Here is a 20,077-nt window from a genome sequence, read left to right as displayed (position 1 = left end):
GCAAAAGAAGCGGCTGCAGCAGCCATCGGTTAGTGTCGGTTCCATGGCTGAAGAGACGTCGTCGGAAAAACCACCGCTGGAACTGGTCCTTGATTTTGTCCGGACTTTGGAGGCGGGAGGCGTGGGTGCCGACATCCGGCCCTTCCTGGCGGACGGGTTTGTCCTCGTTGAGGCGCCGCACCTGCAGGCGCCCGAAGGTTCAACCCGGAGCCGCGATCAGGTCCTGGCGGGTGCCGATCACAGCGGCGGCGTCGTTGCCAACCAGAAGTTCGAGATCCGGCGGACCACCTGTGAACAGGGGCGCGTTGTCCTGGAGGCTGACTGGTCGGCGACGTCCCTGATGGACTTGCGGTATTGGGATGCCGGGGAGACCATCCGGGCGCGCACGTCATCTGTTTTTGAGGTCCGTGACGGGCTGATCGTGAGCCAGGACAGCTACGACTGCTACTTCATCGGTTCCTGAACGCCACCTTCAAACGGCCCGCTCCGCCCCGGCTGCGTGAGGACCTCACTGCATCGACCTCACTGCATCGTGAAACGGCGCGCCACTGCCCTGTTGAGTGGCTGCACGGAAGCGACCGCCCCCATGGCGAAGTTCCTCAGGCGGAGCCATGGCCCCGTAAGAGGACGCCCCAGCATCATGTTGACTTCGGACTGCCGGCGCGCAATACCTGCTGCCCGGCGGCGCAGGACCTCAAAGTCCCGAAGGCGGCGCTCAACGGGCCCGCCCGCCATGGCGCCACAGATGATGGGCGCCAACGCTTCGCCGTCCAGCCATCCGAGGTTCATTCCCTGGCCCCCGATCGGGCTGACCTCATGGGCGGCGTCACCAATCAGCACAGTCCTGCCGGCCACCATGCTGCGTGCCAGAGCCGAGCGGACACTGAAGCTGCTGAGCATCGTACTGCTGCCGGCATCGAGGCCTATTCCAGTCCGTTCCTGCACCAGGGAAGCAAGGTCTGCGGCGGAGGCAGTGCGGGGCTCGCCGATTCGGACGACCCAGCGCCGTAAGCCACCGGGCAGCGGGAAGGACTCCACGATTCCGCCTTCCTCCAAGAACAGGACGGCGTCCGTGCCAAAAATCCCGGCGTCGGCGAAATCTCCCATGACGTAGTGGTCCGGGTATCGTCTCGCGGTCACCGGAATCCCCAGCAGCTGGCGCACCGTGGAGTGAGTGCCGTCCGCTGCCACGGCGAGTGCGGACGCCAGCTGCGTGGAAGCCCCGCCGGAAGTCACTGCGAGAGCCAGCCTGTCGCCGTCGTCCGTTATTCCAGTGACGCGGGCGCCCCTGGCCAGCGCCGTGGGATCCAGGTCCTGTACACGGCGCTCAAGGTGCGCTTCCGTGCTGCACTGCGGCAGAGACAGCACAAAGGGGAAGTCCCGTGAAACCGATTCAAACGACATAGTGCCCACAAGTTTCCCGCCGCTGTAGGCCCGGCCGCGGCGGATCGGCACCCCGTCGGCGACCAGAGCCCGGGCAACCCCGGCGCGCTCAAGCGCAGCGAGGGCGGGCGGATGGATGCCTATAGCGCGCGAATGCCGGTCACGCTCAGACCGTTGTTCCAGTACACGGACACCCACGCCTTCCTGCAGCAACAACGCGGCCAGGTAAAGGCCCACCGGGCCGCCGCCCACTACCGCCACATCAGTCATGGGGTTCCTTGCAGCAGACCAGCAAGTGGTGGAAGGCAGAACTGGATTCCACATGCCAACCCGGCGGAGCCAAAGCCTCAAGTTCCTGCTGCGTATAGCTGCGGCGAATGGAGGTGAGGCCGTCCTCCCGGATAAACGAACCACGGAAAGGCAATGCGGCAACGGAGAACAGTGCATAGGCAGCCGGGCTGCGGCGCAGGTCGTTGTGCAGCACCTTCGTGCGCGCGAGTTCCTGCGAGTCTGACAGCAGTTGCTGCAGCTCGGCCGGTTGAAGGTGGTGAAGGACATGGTTGGAGATGACTACGTCGAAGGTCAGTCCTTCCCCGAGGAGCTCTGTGGTGTGCGCGCGCCGGAATTCGACCCCGGGAACAGGCGGGCGGGAGGACGCGAAAGCATGGGCGCGGCCGTCAGGATCTATGCCGGTGACGTGCAGCCTCAACCCGTCCTTTGCCGCCCACCGGGACAGTCGGATGGCGAGGTCGCCACCCCCGGAGCCGATGTCCAGCACGGTGGTGGTACTCCCGGCGTGCAGTAGGGGTCGAATTTCCCGCACATACAGCCGGTGCCAGCCTGATAGTGCGCCGTTGACCAGAGCGAACTGCCGGTAGGTCCGTTCCAGCCGGTTTGGATCGCAGTCAGGCAAGTCCATCTGTTCAAAAGCATCGGAGGCGCGTCGGCGCATCAACCACACCTGGGGCTCAAGCCAGCGAAGATTCTGCGGCTTTTTCCCCTACGGCTGAGGCAGCTGAGGGCATTCGTCCTGTGCCCTGCCGCAATTTGGTGAACAGGCCGGTTTCCACCGTAAGCCCCGGGCCGAAAGCCATGGAGCAGATACGCTCGCCACCTCCGTCCAACGGCTGGTCGAGGATGTATTTGAGGACGAAGAGGACAGTGGCGCTGCTCATGTTGCCATAGTTCCGCAGCGTCTCCCGTGCCGGCACGAGTTGCTCATCGGTCAGTTCCAGCCTCGATTGGACCTTGTCCAGGATGCTCCGGCCGCCCGGGTGGATGCCCCAATGCTGGATTTCACGGTAGGGGAGTGCCTGCACTGACGGGTCGCGGGCGAGTAGGGGCTGCAGTGCCCCGATGATGTGGTCATCAATGATGTGGGGCACGTAGTTTCCCAGGATCATTTCGAATCCGTGATCGCCGATATTCCAGGCCATGGATTCCTCGCCCACGGGTGTCAGCACGGTTTCAAAGTGGTCTAACTGCATCAGCGCAGGGGCGTCCGGTGCTTCGCGGGCGGTGACGACGGCGGCCGCTGCGCCGTCTGCGAAGAGCGCCGACCCCATGATGGTGTCCGGATCGTTCGAGGTTCGGACGTGCAGGGAGCAGAGCTCGGCGCAGACCACAAGGACCACCGCTTCCGGATCTGCCTCACAAAAGGATTTTGCGGCACGGAGGGCAGGAAACGCTGCGTAACAGCCCATGAACCCGAGGTGGTAGCGCTGTACGGAAGGGTCCAGCCCCAGCGCGCGGACGATCTTATAGTCAGGGCCAGGATTGTAGAACCCGGTGCAGGAGACCGTAATGAGGTGGGTAATCTCCTGTGCTGCCAAGTCCGGGCAGGCGTCGATGGCGGACCGTGCAGCCTCGATGAACAGCTTGGTGGCTTCGCGGCCGAATATCTCATTGCGGACTTTAGTGCTGGGGTTCAGCAACAGGCTGGTTGCCGGGTCGAAGAACTGCGGATCATCAGCCCGGAAATCCCTCGTCATCTCCTCGACGGCGGTGTAGCGGGTGTCGATTGCCGCCGAGTCGAAGCATGTGCTCACCAGCCTCGAGCCAAGACGGGTCAGTCCGGGCTGGGCGGCGAAAACGTCACGCGCTTCTGTTTGAACCAGCATCGTTGGCGGGACAGCTGTTTCCAGGGAACGCACATAGACCGTCATTGGCTTATTCTTGGCGAGGTCCGCGGATATGACAATGGGTCGGGTCGCGGGAACGGCCTCTGAAGAGCGCAAATACCCTTCGACAGAGTGGGGGAAGCTGGTTAGATAGACCCAGGGCACGCTGCAGGGGGCTGCCGGGGCGCCGCCGCGCAAAACCGCGGTAAAACAGGGAGACAACAATGAGCATCGCCACGAGGTCGGAGAAGCAGTCGTCTGAACTGCACGTTGCCGACAGCCATGATCTGATCCGCGTCCAGGGCGCGCGGGAGAACAACCTGAAGGACATCAGCATTGAGATCCCCAAACGCCGTCTGACGGTGTTCACCGGTGTCTCGGGATCCGGGAAGAGCTCGCTGGTGTTTGCTACCATCGCCGCGGAGTCGCAGCGGATGATCAACGAGACCTACAGTGCCTTCGTGCAGGGGTTTATGCCGTCGCTGGCGCGGCCCGACGTGGACTTTCTCGAAGGACTGACGACGGCGATCATCGTCGACCAGGAGAGGATGGGAGCCAACCCGCGCTCCACGGTGGGCACTGCCACTGATGCCAACGCGATGCTCCGGATCCTCTTCAGCCGCCTGGGCAAGCCGTACGTTGGGCCACCCACGGCCTTTTCCTTCAACGTCCCGACGCGGAAGGCCAGCGGCGTGATGAGCACCGAGAAGGCAGGCGGCCGGGTGGAGAAGGCCGTAGTCCAGAATGCTGTTTATCTGGGCGGCATGTGTGCTCGCTGCGAGGGCATGGGTTCGGTCTCCGACTTCGACCTCACCGCACTGTACGACGACAGCAAGTCGCTTGGCGACGGTGCGCTAACCGTCCCCGGCTACAGCATGGATGGATGGTACGGCCGGCTGTTCGAGGGAATGGGCCTGCCGATGGACAAGCCGATTGCCACGTTTACGAAAAAGCAGCTTGAGACGATGCTGTACGCCGAACCCACCAAGATCAAGGTTGAGGGCATCAATCTCACGTTCGAGGGCATCATCCCCAAGATCCAGAAGTCCATGCTGTCCAAGGACGTCGAGGCGATGCAGCCACACGTGCGGCGCTTCGTGGAGCGCGCCATCACTTTCCAGGCTTGCCCCGAGTGTGAGGGAACGCGGCTCAGCCCTGAGGCCAGGTCTTCGAGAATCCAGGGCAAGAACATCGCCGACCTCTGCGAGATGCAGATCAGCGACCTGGCCGAATGGGTCCGCGACTTCGACGAACCGTCGGTGGCGCCACTGCTCAAAGGCCTGCGGCACCTGCTCGACTCGTTCGCAGAAATCGGGCTCGGCTATTTGTCGCTGGACCGGCCGGCCGGGACGCTGTCCGGGGGAGAGGCCCAGCGGACCAAAATGATCCGCCATCTCGGGTCCTCCCTCACTGACGTTACCTATGTCTTCGATGAGCCGACCATCGGCCTGCACCCGCATGACATCGAACGGATGAACCAGCTCCTGCTGCAGCTCCGGGACAAAGGCAATACCGTTCTCGTCGTGGAGCACAAGCCTGAGACCATCGCCATAGCCGACCACGTTGTCGACCTCGGTCCGGGTGCTGGAACCCAAGGCGGCAGCGTTTGCTACGAGGGAAGCCTGGAGGGGCTGCGGGGGAGCGACACCATCACCGGTCACCACCTCGACGACCGGGCGGCCTTGAAGGACGCGGTCCGTTTGGCCACCAGCAAACTGGAAGTCCGCGGCGCCTCCACCCACAACCTCCAGAACGTGGACGTCGACGTCCCGCTCGGCGTGCTCTGCGTCGTGACCGGTGTCGCCGGCTCGGGAAAAAGCTCGCTCATCCATGGCTCCGTGGCGCAACGCGACGGTGTCGTGGTGATCGATCAGGGTGCCATCAAAGGCTCACGACGCAGCAACCCGGCCACGTACACCGGACTGCTCGAGCCAATCCGCAAGGCGTTCGCTAAGGCAAACGGCGTGAAACCGGCGCTTTTCAGCTCCAACTCCGAGGGCGCCTGTCCCACGTGCAACGGCGCCGGCGTCATCTTCACGGAGTTGGGCGTCATGGCCACCGTCGAATCCACCTGCGAGGACTGCGAAGGCCGCCGGTTCCAAGCATCAGTGCTGGAGTACACGCTCGGCGGGCGAAACATCTCCGAGGTGCTGGCAATGTCCATGACGGAGGCTGAGGCCTTCTTCAGCGACGGCGAGGCGAACACGCCTGCCGCCCACAAGATCCTCGACCGGCTCGTCGACGTGGGGCTCGGTTACCTCACGCTCGGACAGCCACTCACCACGCTCTCAGGCGGTGAGCGTCAACGCGTCAAGCTGGCCACCCAGATGGCTGAGAAGGGCGACGTTTACGTACTCGACGAGCCCACCACCGGCCTCCACCTTGCCGATGTCGAGAACCTGCTGGGCCTCCTGGACAGGCTGGTTGATTCCGGCAAGTCCGTGATAGTCATTGAGCATCACCAGGCGGTCATGGCGCACGCTGACTGGATTATCGACCTCGGTCCCGGTGCAGGTCACGACGGCGGCAAGATCGTTTTCGAGGGTACGCCCGCCGAGCTGGTGGCCGCCCGTTCCACGCTGACCGGCAAGCACCTCGCGGCCTACGTCGGTTCCTAGGACTGAACAGCCAAGGGATTAGGCCGGACTGAGTTATCTCAACTTGGGCCTGTGCCCTGGCGAGCATCAGACGCGGTCGAGCTCCTCGTCGAAGCGGTCGCGTGCCGCCTCAATGTGCGGCATGTTCTGCTCCGCCCACTCCAGCAGCACGTCAACCGGGTGGCGGAGCGTCTTGCCGAGCGGGGTAATCCGGTAGGTGACGGCGACCGGTCGCGACGAGGTCACTTCACGTTCGACGATGCCGTTGCGTTCCAGCCGCCGGAGCGTCCCGGTGAGCGATTTCTGCGTGACCTCCGGGACGGCGCGGCGGAGCTCGTTGAAGCGGGAAGGCCGTTCGCACAGCTCGTTCAGGACGCTGAGCGACCACTTGTCGAGCACTTGGTCGAGGAGGTCTCGGTGCGCGGTCGCGATGCGGAGCTCGGTGGGGGTATCCATGGTGAAACCTGGTCTCGTTGAAGTGTCCTCTGGCGCCTAAGTATCTTGATGATACCTAGGAATAGGCACCATGACGATACACATTGGACGAGAAGAGGAGTTTCGATATGACGGTCCAACACTTTACCCCTGAGGGCATGCTTCGGCCGGTCCCGTACCACCACGTCGCCGTCGGCACGGGTGCGAGGCACGTGCACGTCAGCGGGCAGGTTGCGCGCCAGGCCGATGGCACGCCCGTCGCGGTGGGCGATTTGGCGGGGCAGGTGGCGCAGGCCCTGCGGAACACAGCCACAGGCCTGTCAGGTGCCGGCGCGACGTTTGCGGACGTGCTGCGGCTAACGTTCTACGTCACGCAGTGGCGGCCCGAGCGGATCGGCGACTTCATGGCCGGCGTGGAAGCCGTCGCCGACGAGATCGGCCTCGCACTCCCGATGCCACCCACGTCGCTCATCGGCGTTGAGGCCCTGTTCGAGAAGGACGTGCTCGTGGAGGTCGAGGCCACCGCGCTCGTCGACTGAGGACGGAAAGCCCAGTCGGTGTTGGAGTGCGAGGGGGTGGGTCGTGGCCAAGGTTTGCGGCGAGCTTGTAGCGGCCAGGTCCACCCTGACAGGCAACCACTCTGCGGCCTGCGTCAGTTAGGCAAATAACAGGGGGGGTGAAGCCGGGTTGAGTTATGTCAACCTGGTGCGGCCGCGAGGTGTCAGTTCGAGGCAATGGTCAACGGCTGCATTGCCTCGAACTGCCATCTCGCACGCATCCCGGCGGCTCAAACCGTACGGCGCGTATTTAGAAGCGACAGATTTGAGTCGGCATTGAAGGCTGAAATAAGTGCGTGGACTCTAGCTCGGTGGTGTCGACTTGTGCCTGACCGGCAGTTCTCGCATCCACTTCCACTCCAGTGCTTTTTACGCCGATAATCTACATTATGTAAAGTAAAACGTGATTATTGCATCTGGTGCGCGATCGACCTTCCTCCGCCCGTTGCCACCCGGCACCCCCGCGAGTGCCCGCGCCTCTCGTCGCCGAAATGCTCGGCTTACAGCTACCACGTGACCCAGAAGCACGTAACCGCGGCCACCGAGCCCTGGTCTCGCTATCCAAGAATCCAGGCGACGCGGATAATGACTGACACCATCGGAATCGATCGATAGCCACTCCCTAGAGATCTGCGACGGGCCTCACGGATGGCAGCCCGACTACTGGAGACAATGGTGGCAACAAAGGAAGAATTGCGACGGAGCCTTCAACGCATCCTCCGCTGGTCCCTTCCAATAGTGGTCATCATGCTGATCTCCACCGTCCTAAGCTTCGTTGGTGTCGATTCGGAGCCTTGGCTCTGGACTCGGACCATTCTCTTCGGCATCGCAGTCCTCGTAATGGGCGCCCAAATAACCAGATTCTCGCTATGGCAGAGGGACGAGTACTGGCGAGAACGAGGAAGAGATCCTAAACATCCGGAGCGGTTTCCGTCGGCCGACGCTGAATAGTTCCACCGCGTATCTCATCAGATGAATCATTCAGGCCCTGCAGCTACCCAGGTCACCCCAAAAACACGGCGCTGCCGAGCTTTGGTCCCGCTACATTGCCAAGCGACTAGGATCAGCGCGAGAGGCCGCGCTGTATCGGGCCAAGACATCGTTACAACCCGGAAGTACTAGTGATGATCAGGATAATGATACTTGTGACGTTCCTGATATTCGGATACTCGCTGGGCTGGAGCGGACGCTTCAGACTGGATCTGAAAAGTGGTTCGACAACGGAACTGGTCCTAGAGACCATACATCTCGGGCTGATGGCGCTACTTGCGGTCTTCATGTTTGCGTTGCCACCCATGACTGACTTTCATGGTCGTCCTGAGCTTGCCTACTCCTCCGGAGCTGTACTAATAGCAGCCCTCGCGCTCTTCAATCTCAAAACGAAAAGCCTTATCCTGTCGCTCAGTCCTGCGTCGGGCTCAAGGGCGAAGCCGGTGCCAGAGCAGCGTCGGACTAAATGGCCATATTCCTTTGCGTGGGCCACAGGCTACTTTCTGGCTGCATGGTATGTGGCAACGATTTACGCAAAGTTCGTGTGAGCGTCGCGCCCGTGTGAACCCGGCGTTTCACAAGCGCACCGTCCGGCCAACCATCCCGCCAGCCCTGTATGGAGTCCTTCACTGCGGCGTGGTGGTCTTCGAATAGTGCCGAATTGAATATGCACACTTACCAGTAGGACTCTGCGTATCTCATCAGATGAATCAATAAGCCTGGAACATCCCCGTCCTCCTCAGCTGCAGCACCGTGGGTCCCCGCACAACTAAGGTCGGTCTTGTGACGGGTGGTCTGCACGGTTTCTCCCCGGGGACGTGGCCGAGTGCAGCGCGTGTTCCGAATTCATGATCGCGATGCCCCGACGACACGCAGGAGGTGACCCGACTGGAACGGTTTCTGATACTGCTGGCCATAGTCCTAGCTTCAGTGGCAGTCTGCACAGCCGGACGCTATCGATACCCCATCAAAGAAGGATCCCGAGCAGATCACTTCTTCGAACGGCTCCAGTTGGCAGGGAACGTAGTCGCCATCGGAGTGGAACTCCTGCTTCCCGCCGTCACAGGTTTTCTTGGTCAGCCCTTGCTGGCCTACGCGGCCGCAATCCTCCAAGTTTTCGCTGTGAGCATCTTTCGAGTCCAGCTGCCGCCAATTCGGCCGGTCCGCCCCGGGACGGCAGCGAAGCACTCAGTAGGTGAACCTGAACTTCGCCGCACTCGATGGCCCTACCAAACGGCCTTCGCACTGGGATACGTCCTGCTCCTTGCTTACGTGGCGTCCATATTCGGTACGTATTTCTAATAGCCGGTGGCAGCGAGGAACGATCGGGAAACCGACAGCTAAGCGGGATCTGCAGCGCCCAGCGCCCGCATAGGACTCGGCGGCTCGCCATGCCCAAAGCCTGCCTCACCGGCAACATCGACACCCCGCTGGTTGCCCAAATGCTCGGCTACAGCTACCGAGTCACCCAGAAACACGCCGCCGCAGCGGCAGAACCGTGGTCGCGTTACGCAAGCACAGAGATGGCATGGATAATGGCCGCACAGATACTCCGCTACTAGGGAGAACGCATGGCGCCCGGAACTATATTCGGCCTGGTACTGGTGGGGGCAGGAATCATTCTGTTCGCTATTTCAGCTGCCCTGACGGAACGGGTGGCGAGGATCCGCGTCGAGTGGTTTCAGCCAAATCTGAACCGGCTGGCATTCAAGCGTCGAAACGTCAGAATACTGCGGATCATGGCTGGGGCTTGGGTTGGGATCGGCGTCGCCATTGCGATCCTTGGGCTTGTCTCGGCCAGATAACCTCGGTGGCAGAGTTCCTCAACTGGCCATCACCAGACCGCTGGGCGGGACTATCGGCTCTACCGGTTAAATGCGGGCTCTGTACCAGCTGAGAATAGTTCTAACGTGCCGGGCACCGTTCGCTTCACGTTCGTCGCCGACGCGGTCGCGACGTCATCAGGCAGGTTGAGGAGCTCCGCTGAACGACACTCCTGGAATCGGCATCACCGCGTGACGGCCCCCGGTCGGTGGGTGGGCTGGCTCACCGTCGCGGTCGAACCCCGGCACCGACGACGGCTCCCAAACCGTCTCCAACGGCCACGCCAACAAAAGGACTGTCGAAATACGCCAGTCCAACAGCTATGCCAACGGCAGCTCCCAGCAGCGTCCCGATCCACAAAGCCTTGTTCATCGGCGCGTCACAGGAAGGCCGTTAGCCCTCATAGGCGCTTCGAAGTGCGGCAATATCCAGCTTGCGCATTCCCAGCATGGCCTGCATGGCGCGCTGTGAGCCCTCGGGATCCGGTCCGGCGATCAGGGACGACAGGACTGAGGGGACGATCTGCCACGACACGCCATAGCGGTCCTTGAGCCATCCACACTGGCTCTCCGCTCCCCCAGTCGTCAGGGCCTCCCAGTAGCGGTCCACTTCTTCCTGGTCTGCACAGTCAACAACAAACGAGACAGCCTCGGTAAAGTTGGACGCCGCTCCACCGTTCAGAGCCAGAAACCTGCGCCCCTCGATCTCGAACTCGGCGGTGATGGCCTCCCCAGCCGGTCCGGGACCACCCTCGCCGTAACGCGACACGTCCAGGATCCTGGAATCATCAAAAACCGAGACGTAGAACTCGGCAGCCTCTTCGGCCTGGTTCTCGAACCACAGGCAAGTGGAAATCTTCTGCATGGGTGCTCCCTTCCGGCTTGAGCCTAGTCCGGGGGCGTTTATGGCACAACGGCGGGGGGAAGCCGGCTGACCAGACCCACAGTGTTCCCTTCAGAGTCCTTGATGAAGGCCATCCATTCGTCCGTTCCGGCGGGGCCCAGTTTGTCGTCAGTATGGTGATAAATCACCTGCGGCGGGGCAATAACTTCCACAGCCGTGTCCTGGAGTGACTCGATCGTGGAGCGGACGTCGGTGACCTCCAAATAGAGCACTGACGACGGCGCCCCGCGCTCGAGGAGCAGCCTGACGCCGTCGAGATCGAAAAACAGCAGCCCGGGCGGGTCATAGACAGCGGTTGGCTGCACCCCGAGCAATTGGGCATAGAAGGCGGAGGCGCGTTGCAGGTCCTTGGCCTGCTGGGCCACCTGAATCAAGCGCATGCTGCCTCCCTGGTGGTATGCCCACGGTCTTTCCCTGCAATCTTCCGCAATCGGGAAGCAGGGAGCAACCATGGGTTCCCGAACGTCCTGGCCGCAACGCTAGGCTCGAAGTCATGACTTTCAAGACCTCTTCCCGCCCCATGGCCGTCATCGCCGCAGCCCTGTCCGACGTGGTCCTGATCCTGGTTTTTGCGGCGATAGGGAGGGACGCGCACCAAAGGGGTGAAATCGTCACAGGAGTATTTCTCACTGCCTGGCCCTTCCTCGCCGGAGCAGCGCTCGCATGGATGTCGGGCAAGGTACGACGGCGTCCCTTGTCACTTTCAACGGGTGTGGCCGTGTGGCTCAGCGCCGTTGCCGGCGGCATGATCCTACGGGCTCTCACCGGCCAGACAGTGGTGGTGGCCTTTGTGACCGTGGCCTTGCTGAGCCTGGGACTCTTTCTGGTGGGCTACCGGGCACTGCTGGCTTTGGTCCGCAGGATGAGGAATTCCTGAGGCACTCGAAACAAGGGCCTGCCGCCGGTGGCCATGTAATAGGCTGGCAGCACTGACCAGTCTTGCCGGGCACTGCTACGGCGCAACAGATCCGGAAGGATTGAAGTGATCACCGCATTCGTTCTGATCAAAACAGACGCCGCCCGCATCCCTGAAACCGCCGAGGAAATCTCCGCGATCCAGGGCATCAGTGAGGTGTACTCGGTAACCGGGGAATGGGACCTGATTGCCGTCGCCAGGGTGGCCAAGCACGAGGACCTCGCCGATGTCATCGCCGACCGGCTCTCCAAGGTCCCCGCGGTGGTTCACACCACCACGCACATCGCCTTCCGCGCGTACTCCCAACACGATCTCGACGCCGCTTTCTCTCTCGGTTTCGAACAGTAGCGTCAAAAGTTAAATGAGCAGGGCCCGGCTTCCAACCGGGCCCTGCTCATTTCCGGGCATTTCTAGCCGTGGCTCAGCGACACCCAGCGGTCGAGGACGGCCGCCGCGGCGCCCGAGTCCACAGACGCGGCCGCACGCGCAAGCGCTGAACGCATGCGCTCCAAAAAGTCGCCGTCAGCCGAAGGGTCAAAAGCCACGAGCCCGGCGGCGGCGTTGAGCAGGACCGCATCTCGGGCAGGCCCGGGATGGCCCGCAAGGACATCACGCACGACGGCGGCATTCACCTGCGCGTCTCCCCCGCGAAGCTCCTCCACGGTTGCGCGGCGGATACCCAGATCGGACGGCGAAAACATCAGCTCGGTCACGGCGCCGTCCCTAATTTCCCACACAGTGGACGGGCCCGTGGTGGTCAGTTCGTCAAGACCGTCATTGCCCCGGAAAACCAGGCCACGGCTGCCCCGGCGGGCCAGCACCCCTGCCACCAGCGGCGCCATCCTGGCATTTGCCACACCGACAGCCGAGGCCTGGACACCGGCAGGGTTGGTCAGCGGGCCGAGGAAGTTGAAGGCAGTGGGGATGGCCAGTTCCCTGCGCGGAACTGCCGTGTGGCGGAACGAAGGGTGGAACACCTGCGCGAAGCAGAAAGTGATTCCCGCCTCTTCGGCGTTCCGTGCAACCTGGCTGATGGGCAAGTCCAGCCGGACGCCCAGCGCCTCCAGAACATCGGCGGAACCAGAGGAGGACGACGACGCCCGGTTGCCGTGCTTGACCACCTTGGCGCCTGCCCCGGCCGCCACCAGTGCGGCCATGGTGGAGATGTTTACAGTGTTCAGCTGGTCACCGCCGGTGCCCACAATGTCCAGCTTTTCACCGGAAATGTTGACGGGATTCGCGTGGCCCAGCATGGCTTCCACCAGGCCGGACAGCTCTTCCACGGTCTCACCCTTGGCACTGAGCGCAACCAGGAACCCGGCGATCTGGGCGGGCGTCGCTTCGCCCGACATGATGGTGTCCATTGCCCACGCCGTGTTATCTGCAGTGAGGTCCGTGCCGCTGATGAGTGCCGAGATGAGCCGTGGCCAAGTATTGCCTGCCGCCGGTGCGGATGCGAGTGAAGTCACTCCCTGATGCTATCGAGCGACGCCGCGCCCTGACCAATGTGAACCCCTCCGGGAACTTTTCCCAGTGATTTCGCGTCTTTGTAGAAAAAGTCCCCCCAAAAGGCGGTTTGCGTTGGGAAGTACGGACTTTTATAGACATAATGTCTATGTGACATCTGCGACCCATGCCCCCAGTACCCCGGCGCACCCCACGCTGAACCGCCCCAATATGGTTTCCGTTGGAACCGTAGTGTGGCTCTCCAGCGAGTTGATGTTCTTCGCCGGTCTTTTCGCCATGTACTTCACACTGCGCTCCACGAGCGGACAGATGTGGGCGGAAGAGACGGCCAAGCTCAACTTCCCCTTTGCGCTCGTCAACACGATCGTCCTCGTGGCCAGTTCCTTTACTTGCCAGATGGGCGTCTTCGCCGCCGAACGGCTGCAGCCCCGCAAGACCGGTGGCCCGTTCCAGTTCTCCCGCTGGGGCATGAATGAATGGTTCACGCTGACCTTCCTCATGGGCGCATTCTTCGTTGCAGGCCAGGCCACCGAATACGCAATGCTCGTTTCCGAGCACGTCTCGTTGTCGTCCAACGCCTACGGCTCCGCCTTCTACATCACGACGGGCTTCCACGGCCTCCACGTCATCGGCGGCCTGATTGCGTTCCTCTTCATCATCGGCCGCGCGTTTGCAGCCAAGAAGTTCGGCCACTTCGAGGCGACGTCAGCGATTGTCACGTCCTACTACTGGCACTTCGTGGATGTCGTGTGGATTGGCCTCTTCCTGGTCATCTACGTCCTCAAGTAGCCACGCTTTGATTCTTTTTCTACAAGAGGCAGAATTTCAAGAAGCGGCTCTCGGAGCCGGCGCACGATCGAAAAAAGGAACCACCACGTGAAGGCACTCTCGCAAAAGCGGCGTCACCCACTAGCAGCAATAGCGCTGCTCCTGATGGGGCTACTCGTCACGGGTGGGCTCTACGCAGTCGCCACTACCGTCAACGAGGCGAAGGCATCCACCACGAGCTACAGCGCCAACGACACCGCGGAGGGCGAGAAGCTCTTTGCAGCGAACTGCGCGACCTGCCACGGCATGGGTGCCAGCGGCACGCAGGATGGTCCCTCGCTCGTCGGTGTAGGTGCAGCAGCGGTTGACTTCCAGGTCGGAACCGGCCGTATGCCGATGCAGATGAACGGACCGCAGGCTTACAAGAAGCCGGCCCAGTTCAACGATGAGCAGACCCACCAGCTTTCAGCGTACGTAGCCTCCCTGGGAGCCGGCCCGGCAATCCCTGAAGAACACCTGCTCGACGGCAAGGGCAATGCCGCCGAGGGTGGCGAGCTGTTCCGCGTGAACTGCGCAATGTGCCACAATGCTGCCGCAGCAGGCGGTGCCCTGACACGAGGCAAGTTCGCTCCTGCTCTCGCAGATGTTTCTGAGAAGCACATCTACGAGGCCATGGTCACCGGCCCGCAGAACATGCCGGTGTTCAGCGACGCCAACGTTTCCCCTGAAGGCAAGCGCGACATCATCACCTTCCTCAAGCAGATCGAGTCCAACGGCTCCCCCGGCGGCGCTGACCTGGGCTCCCTCGGCCCCGTGGCTGAAGGCCTGTTTGTCTGGGTTGCCGGTCTGGGCGTCATCATTGCGTTCACCATCTGGCTGACGTCCCGGACGTCCTAGGCGCTCCGCGACACATTAGAACTCCTGCTGATCCGTCAGCAGTTTGAAATTGCAAAACTAACTCGGCATAAGCCGGGACGAGAGAAGGATGAGGCGAATTATGGGCAACCATAGTGACGGCAGTCCGAACCACTCGGGCACCGTAGCTACGGCTGGTCAGAATGAGGTGGAGAAGTTCCAGGATCCTGGGCTTCCTCCGCACCGTTTGCGCCTGGCTGACACGGACCCGAAGGCCGCCAAGCGTGCAGAACGGCAGGTCGCGCTACTTTTTGGCACCTCCGTTGTCGGCACACTGATCTTCCTGGTGGCATATTTCGCCATCGACCTGGGTGAAGGCGCCGACATCGCCACCATCCGGCTGCAGAACGCCCTGCTCGGCGTAGGCACCGCCTTCGCCATGCTTGGCATCGGTACGGGCATCGTGCACTGGGCGAAGGCCCTGATGCCTGACCACGAAGTCTCCGAGGAACGCCACGCGATCCGCACAGAGGACGACCGCCAGGCCGCAGTCCGCATCGTCGACGACATCGTTGACGAGACGGGCATCAAGCGCCGCCCGCTGATCCGCAACACCCTCCTGGGAGCTGTCGCACTGGCACCGCTGCCCGCCCTCGCCATCTTCGGCGACCTGGGCCCGCGCCCGGATAAGGCGCTGTCGCACACCATGTGGGCACCCGTGGAAGGCAAACTCAAGCGCCTTACCCGCGATCCTGACGGCACCCCCATCAAGGCTTCCGATGTCACCCTTGGCTCGGCCTTCCACGTTATTCCGGAAGGGCTCAACGAGCTCCATGAGGGAAAGCTCAACGAAAAGGCCAAGGCCGTTGTGCTCCTCATGCGCCTCGACCCCGCGTCGCTGAACCCGTCACCGGGCCGCGAAGACTGGGGCTACAACGGAATCGTTGCGTATTCCAAGATCTGCACCCACGTTGGCTGCCCCGTTGCTCTCTACGAGCAGCAGACGCACCACCTGCTGTGCCCGTGCCACCAGTCCACCTTTGACCTCACGAATGAGTGCAAGGTGATCTTTGGCCCCGCCAGCCGGCCACTCCCCCAGCTGCCGATCGCAGTTGATGACGAGGGCTACCTGGTCGCTACCAGCGACTTCAAAGAACCTGTTGGACCGAGTTACTGGGAGCGTGATGAGCATGAGCGCATCATCAACAGCTAAAGCCCCCGCCTTCGTCGCCACGACAAAAGCCGGACGCATCACCGATTTCGTGGATGCACGTGTGGGAGGCTCTGGAATCCTGCGGGAATTCGGACGCAAAGTCTTCCCCGACCACTGGTCGTTTATGTTCGGCGAGGTGGCGCTGTATTCCTTCGTCATCCTCTTGCTGTCGGGCACGTTCCTGACGTTTTTCTTCGATCCGTCCATGGCGGAAACGCACTACGACGGCTCGTACATTCCGCTGCAGAACGTCGAAATGTCCGTAGCGTACAGCTCGTCGCTGGACATCTCCTTTGATGTTCGTGGCGGCTTGTTCATGCGCCAGGTCCACCACTGGGCAGCCCTGCTCTTCGTGGCGTCCATCGCAGTCCACATGCTGCGTGTCTTCTTCACCGGCGCTTTCCGCAAACCCCGTGAAATGAACTGGGTTGTCGGCGGGGTCCTGCTGATCCTGGCCATGGCGGCCGGCTTCACGGGCTACTCCCTCCCCGATGACCTGCTCTCCGGCAACGGCCTGCGCATCATCGACGGCGTCATCAAGTCCATCCCGGTGATCGGTACGTACACGTCGTTCTTCCTCTTCGGCGGCGAGTTCCCCGGCACTGCCGTGATCGGCCGCCTCTACATGCTGCACATCCTGCTGGTGCCTGCCCTCATCCTGCTGATGATCGTGCTGCACCTCTTTATGGTGGTTGTGCACAAGCACACCCAGTACCCCGGTCCGGGCCGCAACGACGGCAACGTCGTCGGTTACCCCCTGGGTCCTGTCTATGCAGCGAAGGCCGGTGGCTTCTTCTTCATCGTGTTCGGCGTCGTCGCCCTCATGGCGGCCTTCTTCACGATCAACCCGATCTGGAACTACGGCCCGTACGACCCCTCACCGGTGTCCGCGGGTACCCAGCCTGACTGGTACATCGGCTTCGTTGACGGCGCACTGCGCCTGATGCCCGGCGTCATCGGCGACTTCCATTTCGAGTACGTCATCTTCGGCTACACGCTGACGCTGAACGTCCTGCTGCCAGCCCTGGTGCCGGCCGGCATCCTGTTCACAGTGATGTTCATGTACCCATGGATCGAAAGCTGGATCACCAAGGACAACCGCGAACACCACGTACTGGACCGTCCGCGAAACGCCCCCACCCGCACCGCCATTGGCGTGGCAGGCTTCGTTTGGTACTGCGTGATGTGGGCGGCGGCAGGCTCGGACCTCATCGCCACGCACTTCCATGTGTCGCTGAACGATGTCACCTACTGGCTCCGCGCGCTGTTCTTCATCGGCCCCATCATCGCGTTCATTGTTGCAAAGCGCGTTGCACTGGCCCTCCAGCGCAAGGACCGCGAAATTGCACTCCACGGCCGCGAAACCGGCCGCATCGTGCGCCTCCCTCACGGTGAGTTCATTGAGGTGCACGCTCCCCTGGATGAATACAAGCGCTACAAGCTGGTCGGCTTCGAGTCGCCGGTGCCGCTGCCTGCAGTCCCCAACGACCACGGCATCGTCACTCGCAAGGAAAAGCAGCGTGCGTTCCTGTCCAGGTGGTTCTTCGAGGACCGGGTAGCCCCGGCCACCCCCGCAGAGCTGGAGGCCGCCCACGGCCACCATGCACACCCTGCAGTGGAAGCTGCCGAGGAAAGCAAGAGCCTCAGCCACTAAGGGACACCTTCGGTGTCAACGAGAAAGGCCCGGTCCGTTTGGACCGGGCCTTTCTCGTTGATCGTCGTTTCGGGCGGCCGCGACTAGGTGTTGCGGTAGCCGGAGCCGTGGTGCCTGGCAGGCCTGGCCCCCGGGCGCTGCAGCGGTACCCAAAGCTTGTAACGGTCTGCCCTGTAGTAGGACACCGAATAGTCCACCATGGAACGGGCAACGAAGGCATGGCGCTGGATCTTGAGCAGCGGTGCACCGACATCGACGTTGAGGAGGCGTGCGGTGGAGGGTGAGGCGGCGGTAGCTTCGATCATGTCCTCCCCCCACTCCATCACCAGGCCGAATTGTTCACTGAGGACGTTGTACAGCGACGTTGGCGGTTCGCCGTCCAGCAACCCAGGAACGCGGTGGGCCGGGATGAAGTTTTCGTCCACGCTCATGGGTTCACCGTCGGCAAGCAGGAGCCGGCGGAACCGGACGAGGGGCGTGCCCTCATCGAGCTGGAGTTCGCGGGCCAGGAAGGCGCTGGCGCCAATTTGTTCGAAACTGAGGACCCTGGCCGCGGGAACCATCCCGCGACGCTGCATCTCCTCGCTGTAGGAGGTCAGCTTCACCTGCAGGTCGAGCTTGGGCTTCCGCACGAAGGTGCCAAGTCCGACTACGCGTTCGATGACCTCTTCACCCACCAGGGCATCGATGGCCTGGCGTACAGTCATCCGGGCCAGCCCGAAGCGCTCCGCAAGATCCCGTTCCGACGGCAGCGCAGATCCGGGCGGACAGGAGTCCGCTATGTACTGCCTGAGAATCTCACGGAGTTGGACATAGATTGCGGTCCCACTGCTGCGATCAATTTCACCGGCAACGGCGGCCGCGCTAGCAGCCATGATGCAGGTTCCCTGCTTGTCTCTTCACCCCTCAATCTTAAGTCAAACGCCGGCAGGTCTAGACCAGCGGCCATCCTCTATGCTTCGGTTTGGGCGCAGCCGCATGCGGACGGCTATATTGGACAGGAAATTTGTCGTCAGACGGAGGGGGCCGTCAGGGAAAAGGAGTTGCGTTGCCAGTTCACAAGGCAGTGGTTTCGGCATCGATCGGGCTGCACGCCCGTCCCGCCGCGGTGTTCGTCCGGGCAGTAACGGATACGGGACTGCCCGTCACCATCCGCAAGGCCGGTATCGAAAGCGTTGACGCCCGGTCGCTGCTGGAAGTGATGACCGCGGACTTCCACCACGGCTGCGAGGTTGAGCTGAGCATCAATGAATCGGCTGTGGACGCCTCTCATGGCCTTCTCGCCGCCGACGCAGCCCTCCAGGCCCTCGTGGAGCTCTTGGAGTCACAGGGCGCTCAGTAAGGGCCGTGCAGCCTGTGCCGAGGTAACGCGGCGCCCCTGGCGGCACAGTGGCGCCGCCCCTCCCCCAACGATTTAACGCATAACGACGGCGGGCCCCACTTTTCAAGGTGGGGCCCGCCGTCGTTATCGAGTCTTTGCTGCCAGTCTGGCAAGACCTAGTGTGCGTGGTCTCCGCGGCTGTACTCGTAGACCCAGCCAACGAGCGCTACCAGAGCAAGTCCGGCCGCGACGTACGTAATCCAGAAACCAATGGCCAAGCCAAGGAACCCGCCCGCGCAGGCAAGGCCGAGTACCAGGGGCCACCAGCTCCAGGGGCTGAAGTGCCCCTGTTCGCCGGCACCCTCGTGGATCTCGGCGTCGTTGCGGTCCTCGGGACGCATACCCACACGCTTGCCGGTGAAGCCCAGGTAGCCGCCGATCATTCCGGCGAGCCCGCCCACCAGGAGGATGCCCAGCGTGCCTACCCATTCATGCCAGTTGGTCAGGAAACCGTAAACCAGGGAGACCGGCACGAAGAAGAAGACTCCGGCTCCAAAAATCCATGATTCGATCTTCACTTGGCAGTGTCCTTCTGGTCGGCGTTACCGAGCACCGCTGCAGCCGCAGACGGAGACTCGACGGTGTGGATTTGCGCCAGCTCGGGGTGGTGCAGGTCCAATGCGGGACGTTCCGAGCGGATCCGCGGCAGGGACGTGAAGTTGTGGCGCGGCGGCGGGCAGGACGTGGCCCACTCAAGCGAAGCTCCAAAGCCCCAGGGGTCGTCTACCTCGACACGCTCCGAGCTGCGCCACGTGATGTAGACGTTCCAGAAGAACGGAATCAGCGAAGCTCCCAGAACGAAGGAGGAGATGGTAGAGAACTGGTTCATCCAGGTGAAGTTGTCCTCCACGAGGTAGTCAGCGTAACGACGGGGCATGCCCTCGACACCGAGCCAGTGCTGGATCAGGAAGGTTCCGTGGAAGCCGAGGAACAGGAGCCAGAAGTGGATCTTTCCGAGCCGCTCGTTGAGCATCTTGCCAGTCCACTTGGGCCACCAGAAGTAGAAGCCGGCGA

The 20,077-nt window shown here is 62.3% G+C and carries 23 protein-coding genes; 13 read left to right on the top strand and 10 right to left on the bottom strand.

The genetic code is table 11. The annotated features are described in order from the left end of the window. The first annotated feature begins 43 nt into the window (after nucleotides 1-43). Nucleotides 44-463 carry a nuclear transport factor 2 family protein gene (locus V9L18_RS16530; RefSeq protein ID WP_337348252.1) on the top strand — a complete coding sequence of 140 codons (420 nt, stop codon included), beginning with the start codon at nucleotides 44-46 and terminating at the stop codon, nucleotides 461-463. A gap of 59 nt (nucleotides 464-522) precedes the next feature. On the opposite strand, the gene V9L18_RS16525 is transcribed toward V9L18_RS16530, so the two are convergent. Genes V9L18_RS16525 through V9L18_RS16515 form a run of 3 tightly spaced genes read right to left on the bottom strand, consistent with a single transcriptional unit; the run spans nucleotide 523 to nucleotide 3,548 of the window. Beyond that, nucleotides 523-1,653 carry an FAD-dependent oxidoreductase gene (locus tag V9L18_RS16525; protein WP_337348251.1) on the bottom strand — a complete coding sequence of 377 codons (1,131 nt, stop codon included), beginning with the start codon at nucleotides 1,651-1,653 and terminating at the stop codon, nucleotides 523-525. Further along, nucleotides 1,646-2,335 (bottom strand): class I SAM-dependent methyltransferase, encoded by a 690-nt coding sequence (locus V9L18_RS16520; RefSeq protein WP_337348250.1) that lies wholly within the window; start codon nucleotides 2,333-2,335, stop codon nucleotides 1,646-1,648. Before V9L18_RS16520 ends, V9L18_RS16525 begins: the two co-directional genes overlap by 8 nt. A 16-nt stretch (nucleotides 2,336-2,351) precedes the next feature. Then, nucleotides 2,352-3,548, bottom strand: coding sequence for a type III polyketide synthase (locus V9L18_RS16515; protein ID WP_337348249.1), 1,197 nt, complete (start codon nucleotides 3,546-3,548; stop codon nucleotides 2,352-2,354). 179 nt (nucleotides 3,549-3,727) lie between these two features. Between V9L18_RS16515 and V9L18_RS16510 the strand changes: the two genes are divergently transcribed. Beyond that, nucleotides 3,728-6,121: an excinuclease ABC subunit UvrA gene (locus V9L18_RS16510; RefSeq protein WP_337348248.1), complete on the top strand. Its 2,394-nt coding sequence runs from the start codon at nucleotides 3,728-3,730 to the stop codon at nucleotides 6,119-6,121. 66 nt (nucleotides 6,122-6,187) lie between these two features. Here the strand turns inward: V9L18_RS16510 and V9L18_RS16505 are convergent, their stop codons facing one another. Continuing rightward, on the bottom strand, nucleotides 6,188-6,556 hold the full coding sequence (locus V9L18_RS16505) for a winged helix-turn-helix transcriptional regulator (RefSeq protein ID WP_337348247.1): 369 nt from the start codon (nucleotides 6,554-6,556) through the stop codon (nucleotides 6,188-6,190). 107 nt (nucleotides 6,557-6,663) lie between these two features. Here V9L18_RS16505 and V9L18_RS16500 point away from each other — a divergent pair, with 107 nt between their 5' ends. The 4 genes from V9L18_RS16500 to V9L18_RS16485 all read left to right on the top strand — a co-directional run bounded on the left by V9L18_RS16500 (nucleotide 6,664) and on the right by V9L18_RS16485 (nucleotide 9,887). After that, the gene (locus V9L18_RS16500; protein ID WP_337348246.1) at nucleotides 6,664-7,074 is read left to right on the top strand and encodes a RidA family protein; all 411 of its coding nucleotides are present in this window, start codon (nucleotides 6,664-6,666) and stop codon (nucleotides 7,072-7,074) included. Nucleotides 7,075-8,213: 1,139 nt separating this feature from the next. Continuing rightward, nucleotides 8,214-8,630, top strand: a complete 417-nt coding sequence (locus tag V9L18_RS16495) for a hypothetical protein (RefSeq protein WP_337348245.1) — start codon at nucleotides 8,214-8,216, stop codon at nucleotides 8,628-8,630. Between the two features lie 843 nt (nucleotides 8,631-9,473). Continuing rightward, nucleotides 9,474-9,644, top strand: coding sequence for a hypothetical protein (locus tag V9L18_RS16490; RefSeq protein ID WP_337348244.1), 171 nt, complete (start codon nucleotides 9,474-9,476; stop codon nucleotides 9,642-9,644). A gap of 9 nt (nucleotides 9,645-9,653) precedes the next feature. Continuing rightward, complete coding sequence (locus V9L18_RS16485) at nucleotides 9,654-9,887, top strand: hypothetical protein (RefSeq protein ID WP_337348243.1); 234 nt, start codon at nucleotides 9,654-9,656, stop codon at nucleotides 9,885-9,887. A 412-nt stretch (nucleotides 9,888-10,299) separates the two neighbouring features. Here V9L18_RS16485 and V9L18_RS16480 read toward each other — a convergent pair whose 3' ends face one another. Further along, nucleotides 10,300-10,770 carry a VOC family protein gene (locus tag V9L18_RS16480; protein WP_337348242.1) on the bottom strand — a complete coding sequence of 157 codons (471 nt, stop codon included), beginning with the start codon at nucleotides 10,768-10,770 and terminating at the stop codon, nucleotides 10,300-10,302. A 38-nt stretch (nucleotides 10,771-10,808) separates the two neighbouring features. Beyond that, nucleotides 10,809-11,189: a VOC family protein gene (locus tag V9L18_RS16475; protein WP_337348241.1), complete on the bottom strand. Its 381-nt coding sequence runs from the start codon at nucleotides 11,187-11,189 to the stop codon at nucleotides 10,809-10,811. A gap of 113 nt (nucleotides 11,190-11,302) precedes the next feature. Between V9L18_RS16475 and V9L18_RS16470 the strand changes: the two genes are divergently transcribed. Further along, the gene (locus V9L18_RS16470; protein WP_337348240.1) at nucleotides 11,303-11,686 is read left to right on the top strand and encodes a DUF3054 domain-containing protein; all 384 of its coding nucleotides are present in this window, start codon (nucleotides 11,303-11,305) and stop codon (nucleotides 11,684-11,686) included. Between the two features lie 105 nt (nucleotides 11,687-11,791). Further along, the gene (locus tag V9L18_RS16465; RefSeq protein WP_337348239.1) at nucleotides 11,792-12,073 is read left to right on the top strand and encodes an Lrp/AsnC family transcriptional regulator; all 282 of its coding nucleotides are present in this window, start codon (nucleotides 11,792-11,794) and stop codon (nucleotides 12,071-12,073) included. Between the two features lie 62 nt (nucleotides 12,074-12,135). Here the strand turns inward: V9L18_RS16465 and trpD are convergent, their stop codons facing one another. Then, nucleotides 12,136-13,194: an anthranilate phosphoribosyltransferase gene (trpD, locus tag V9L18_RS16460; RefSeq protein ID WP_337348238.1), complete on the bottom strand. Its 1,059-nt coding sequence runs from the start codon at nucleotides 13,192-13,194 to the stop codon at nucleotides 12,136-12,138. A 148-nt stretch (nucleotides 13,195-13,342) separates the two neighbouring features. Here trpD and ctaE point away from each other — a divergent pair, with 148 nt between their 5' ends. The 4 genes from ctaE (at nucleotide 13,343) to qcrB (ending at nucleotide 17,682) form a co-directional block, all read left to right on the top strand. Next, the gene (ctaE, locus tag V9L18_RS16455; RefSeq protein ID WP_436473916.1) at nucleotides 13,343-13,981 is read left to right on the top strand and encodes an aa3-type cytochrome oxidase subunit III; all 639 of its coding nucleotides are present in this window, start codon (nucleotides 13,343-13,345) and stop codon (nucleotides 13,979-13,981) included. 87 nt (nucleotides 13,982-14,068) lie between these two features. Beyond that, the gene (qcrC, locus tag V9L18_RS16450) at nucleotides 14,069-14,857 is read left to right on the top strand and encodes a cytochrome bc1 complex diheme cytochrome c subunit (protein WP_337348236.1); all 789 of its coding nucleotides are present in this window, start codon (nucleotides 14,069-14,071) and stop codon (nucleotides 14,855-14,857) included. A gap of 100 nt (nucleotides 14,858-14,957) precedes the next feature. Then, nucleotides 14,958-16,028: a cytochrome bc1 complex Rieske iron-sulfur subunit gene (qcrA, locus tag V9L18_RS16445; protein ID WP_337348235.1), complete on the top strand. Its 1,071-nt coding sequence runs from the start codon at nucleotides 14,958-14,960 to the stop codon at nucleotides 16,026-16,028. Continuing rightward, nucleotides 16,006-17,682 (top strand): cytochrome bc1 complex cytochrome b subunit, encoded by a 1,677-nt coding sequence (qcrB, locus tag V9L18_RS16440; RefSeq protein WP_337348234.1) that lies wholly within the window; start codon nucleotides 16,006-16,008, stop codon nucleotides 17,680-17,682. Before qcrA ends, qcrB begins: the two co-directional genes overlap by 23 nt. Nucleotides 17,683-17,765: 83 nt before the next feature. On the opposite strand, the gene V9L18_RS16435 is transcribed toward qcrB, so the two are convergent. After that, complete coding sequence (locus tag V9L18_RS16435; protein ID WP_337348233.1) at nucleotides 17,766-18,557, bottom strand: GntR family transcriptional regulator; 792 nt, start codon at nucleotides 18,555-18,557, stop codon at nucleotides 17,766-17,768. 173 nt (nucleotides 18,558-18,730) lie between these two features. Between V9L18_RS16435 and V9L18_RS16430 the strand changes: the two genes are divergently transcribed. Then, entirely contained in the window at nucleotides 18,731-19,024 is a 294-nt protein-coding gene (locus tag V9L18_RS16430; RefSeq protein WP_337348232.1) for an HPr family phosphocarrier protein, read from the top strand. 155 nt (nucleotides 19,025-19,179) lie between these two features. Here the strand turns inward: V9L18_RS16430 and V9L18_RS16425 are convergent, their stop codons facing one another. Together V9L18_RS16425 and V9L18_RS16420 are read right to left on the bottom strand one after the other, a co-directional pair. Continuing rightward, a complete protein-coding gene (locus V9L18_RS16425) occupies nucleotides 19,180-19,581 on the bottom strand; it encodes a cytochrome c oxidase subunit 4 (RefSeq protein ID WP_337348231.1) in 402 nt (133 codons plus the stop codon). Further along, on the bottom strand, nucleotides 19,578-20,077 hold a 500-nt coding region (locus tag V9L18_RS16420), incomplete at its 5' end, for a cbb3-type cytochrome c oxidase subunit I (RefSeq protein ID WP_337348230.1). The genes V9L18_RS16425 and V9L18_RS16420, both read right to left, overlap by 4 nt.

The sequence above is a fragment of the Pseudarthrobacter sp. CCNWLW217 genome (genome assembly GCF_037203985.1).
Lineage (GTDB): Bacteria > Actinomycetota > Actinomycetes > Actinomycetales > Micrococcaceae > Arthrobacter.
The sequence above is the reverse complement of the archived record's forward strand: the minus strand, read 5'-3'. Positions and strand labels throughout refer to the sequence as shown.

What these genes read in the sequence shown, in the direction of transcription:
- V9L18_RS16530 (WP_337348252.1), top strand. Translation starts at nt 44, where the DNA reads ATGGCTGAAGAGACGTCGTCGGAAAAACCACCGCTGGAACTGGTCCTT.
- V9L18_RS16525 (WP_337348251.1), bottom strand. Translation starts at nt 1,653, where the DNA reads ATGACTGATGTGGCGGTAGTGGGCGGCGGCCCGGTGGGCCTTTACCTG.
- V9L18_RS16520 (WP_337348250.1), bottom strand. Translation starts at nt 2,335, where the DNA reads ATGCGCCGACGCGCCTCCGATGCTTTTGAACAGATGGACTTGCCTGAC.
- V9L18_RS16515 (WP_337348249.1), bottom strand. Translation starts at nt 3,548, where the DNA reads ATGACGGTCTATGTGCGTTCCCTGGAAACAGCTGTCCCGCCAACGATG.
- V9L18_RS16510 (WP_337348248.1), top strand. Translation starts at nt 3,728, where the DNA reads ATGAGCATCGCCACGAGGTCGGAGAAGCAGTCGTCTGAACTGCACGTT.
- V9L18_RS16505 (WP_337348247.1), bottom strand. Translation starts at nt 6,556, where the DNA reads ATGGATACCCCCACCGAGCTCCGCATCGCGACCGCGCACCGAGACCTC.
- V9L18_RS16500 (WP_337348246.1), top strand. Translation starts at nt 6,664, where the DNA reads ATGACGGTCCAACACTTTACCCCTGAGGGCATGCTTCGGCCGGTCCCG.
- V9L18_RS16490 (WP_337348244.1), top strand. Translation starts at nt 9,474, where the DNA reads ATGCCCAAAGCCTGCCTCACCGGCAACATCGACACCCCGCTGGTTGCC.
- V9L18_RS16485 (WP_337348243.1), top strand. Translation starts at nt 9,654, where the DNA reads ATGGCGCCCGGAACTATATTCGGCCTGGTACTGGTGGGGGCAGGAATC.
- V9L18_RS16480 (WP_337348242.1), bottom strand. Translation starts at nt 10,770, where the DNA reads ATGCAGAAGATTTCCACTTGCCTGTGGTTCGAGAACCAGGCCGAAGAG.
- V9L18_RS16475 (WP_337348241.1), bottom strand. Translation starts at nt 11,189, where the DNA reads ATGCGCTTGATTCAGGTGGCCCAGCAGGCCAAGGACCTGCAACGCGCC.
- V9L18_RS16470 (WP_337348240.1), top strand. Translation starts at nt 11,303, where the DNA reads ATGACTTTCAAGACCTCTTCCCGCCCCATGGCCGTCATCGCCGCAGCC.
- qcrA (WP_337348235.1), top strand. Translation starts at nt 14,958, where the DNA reads ATGGGCAACCATAGTGACGGCAGTCCGAACCACTCGGGCACCGTAGCT.
- qcrB (WP_337348234.1), top strand. Translation starts at nt 16,006, where the DNA reads ATGAGCGCATCATCAACAGCTAAAGCCCCCGCCTTCGTCGCCACGACA.
- V9L18_RS16435 (WP_337348233.1), bottom strand. Translation starts at nt 18,557, where the DNA reads ATGGCTGCTAGCGCGGCCGCCGTTGCCGGTGAAATTGATCGCAGCAGT.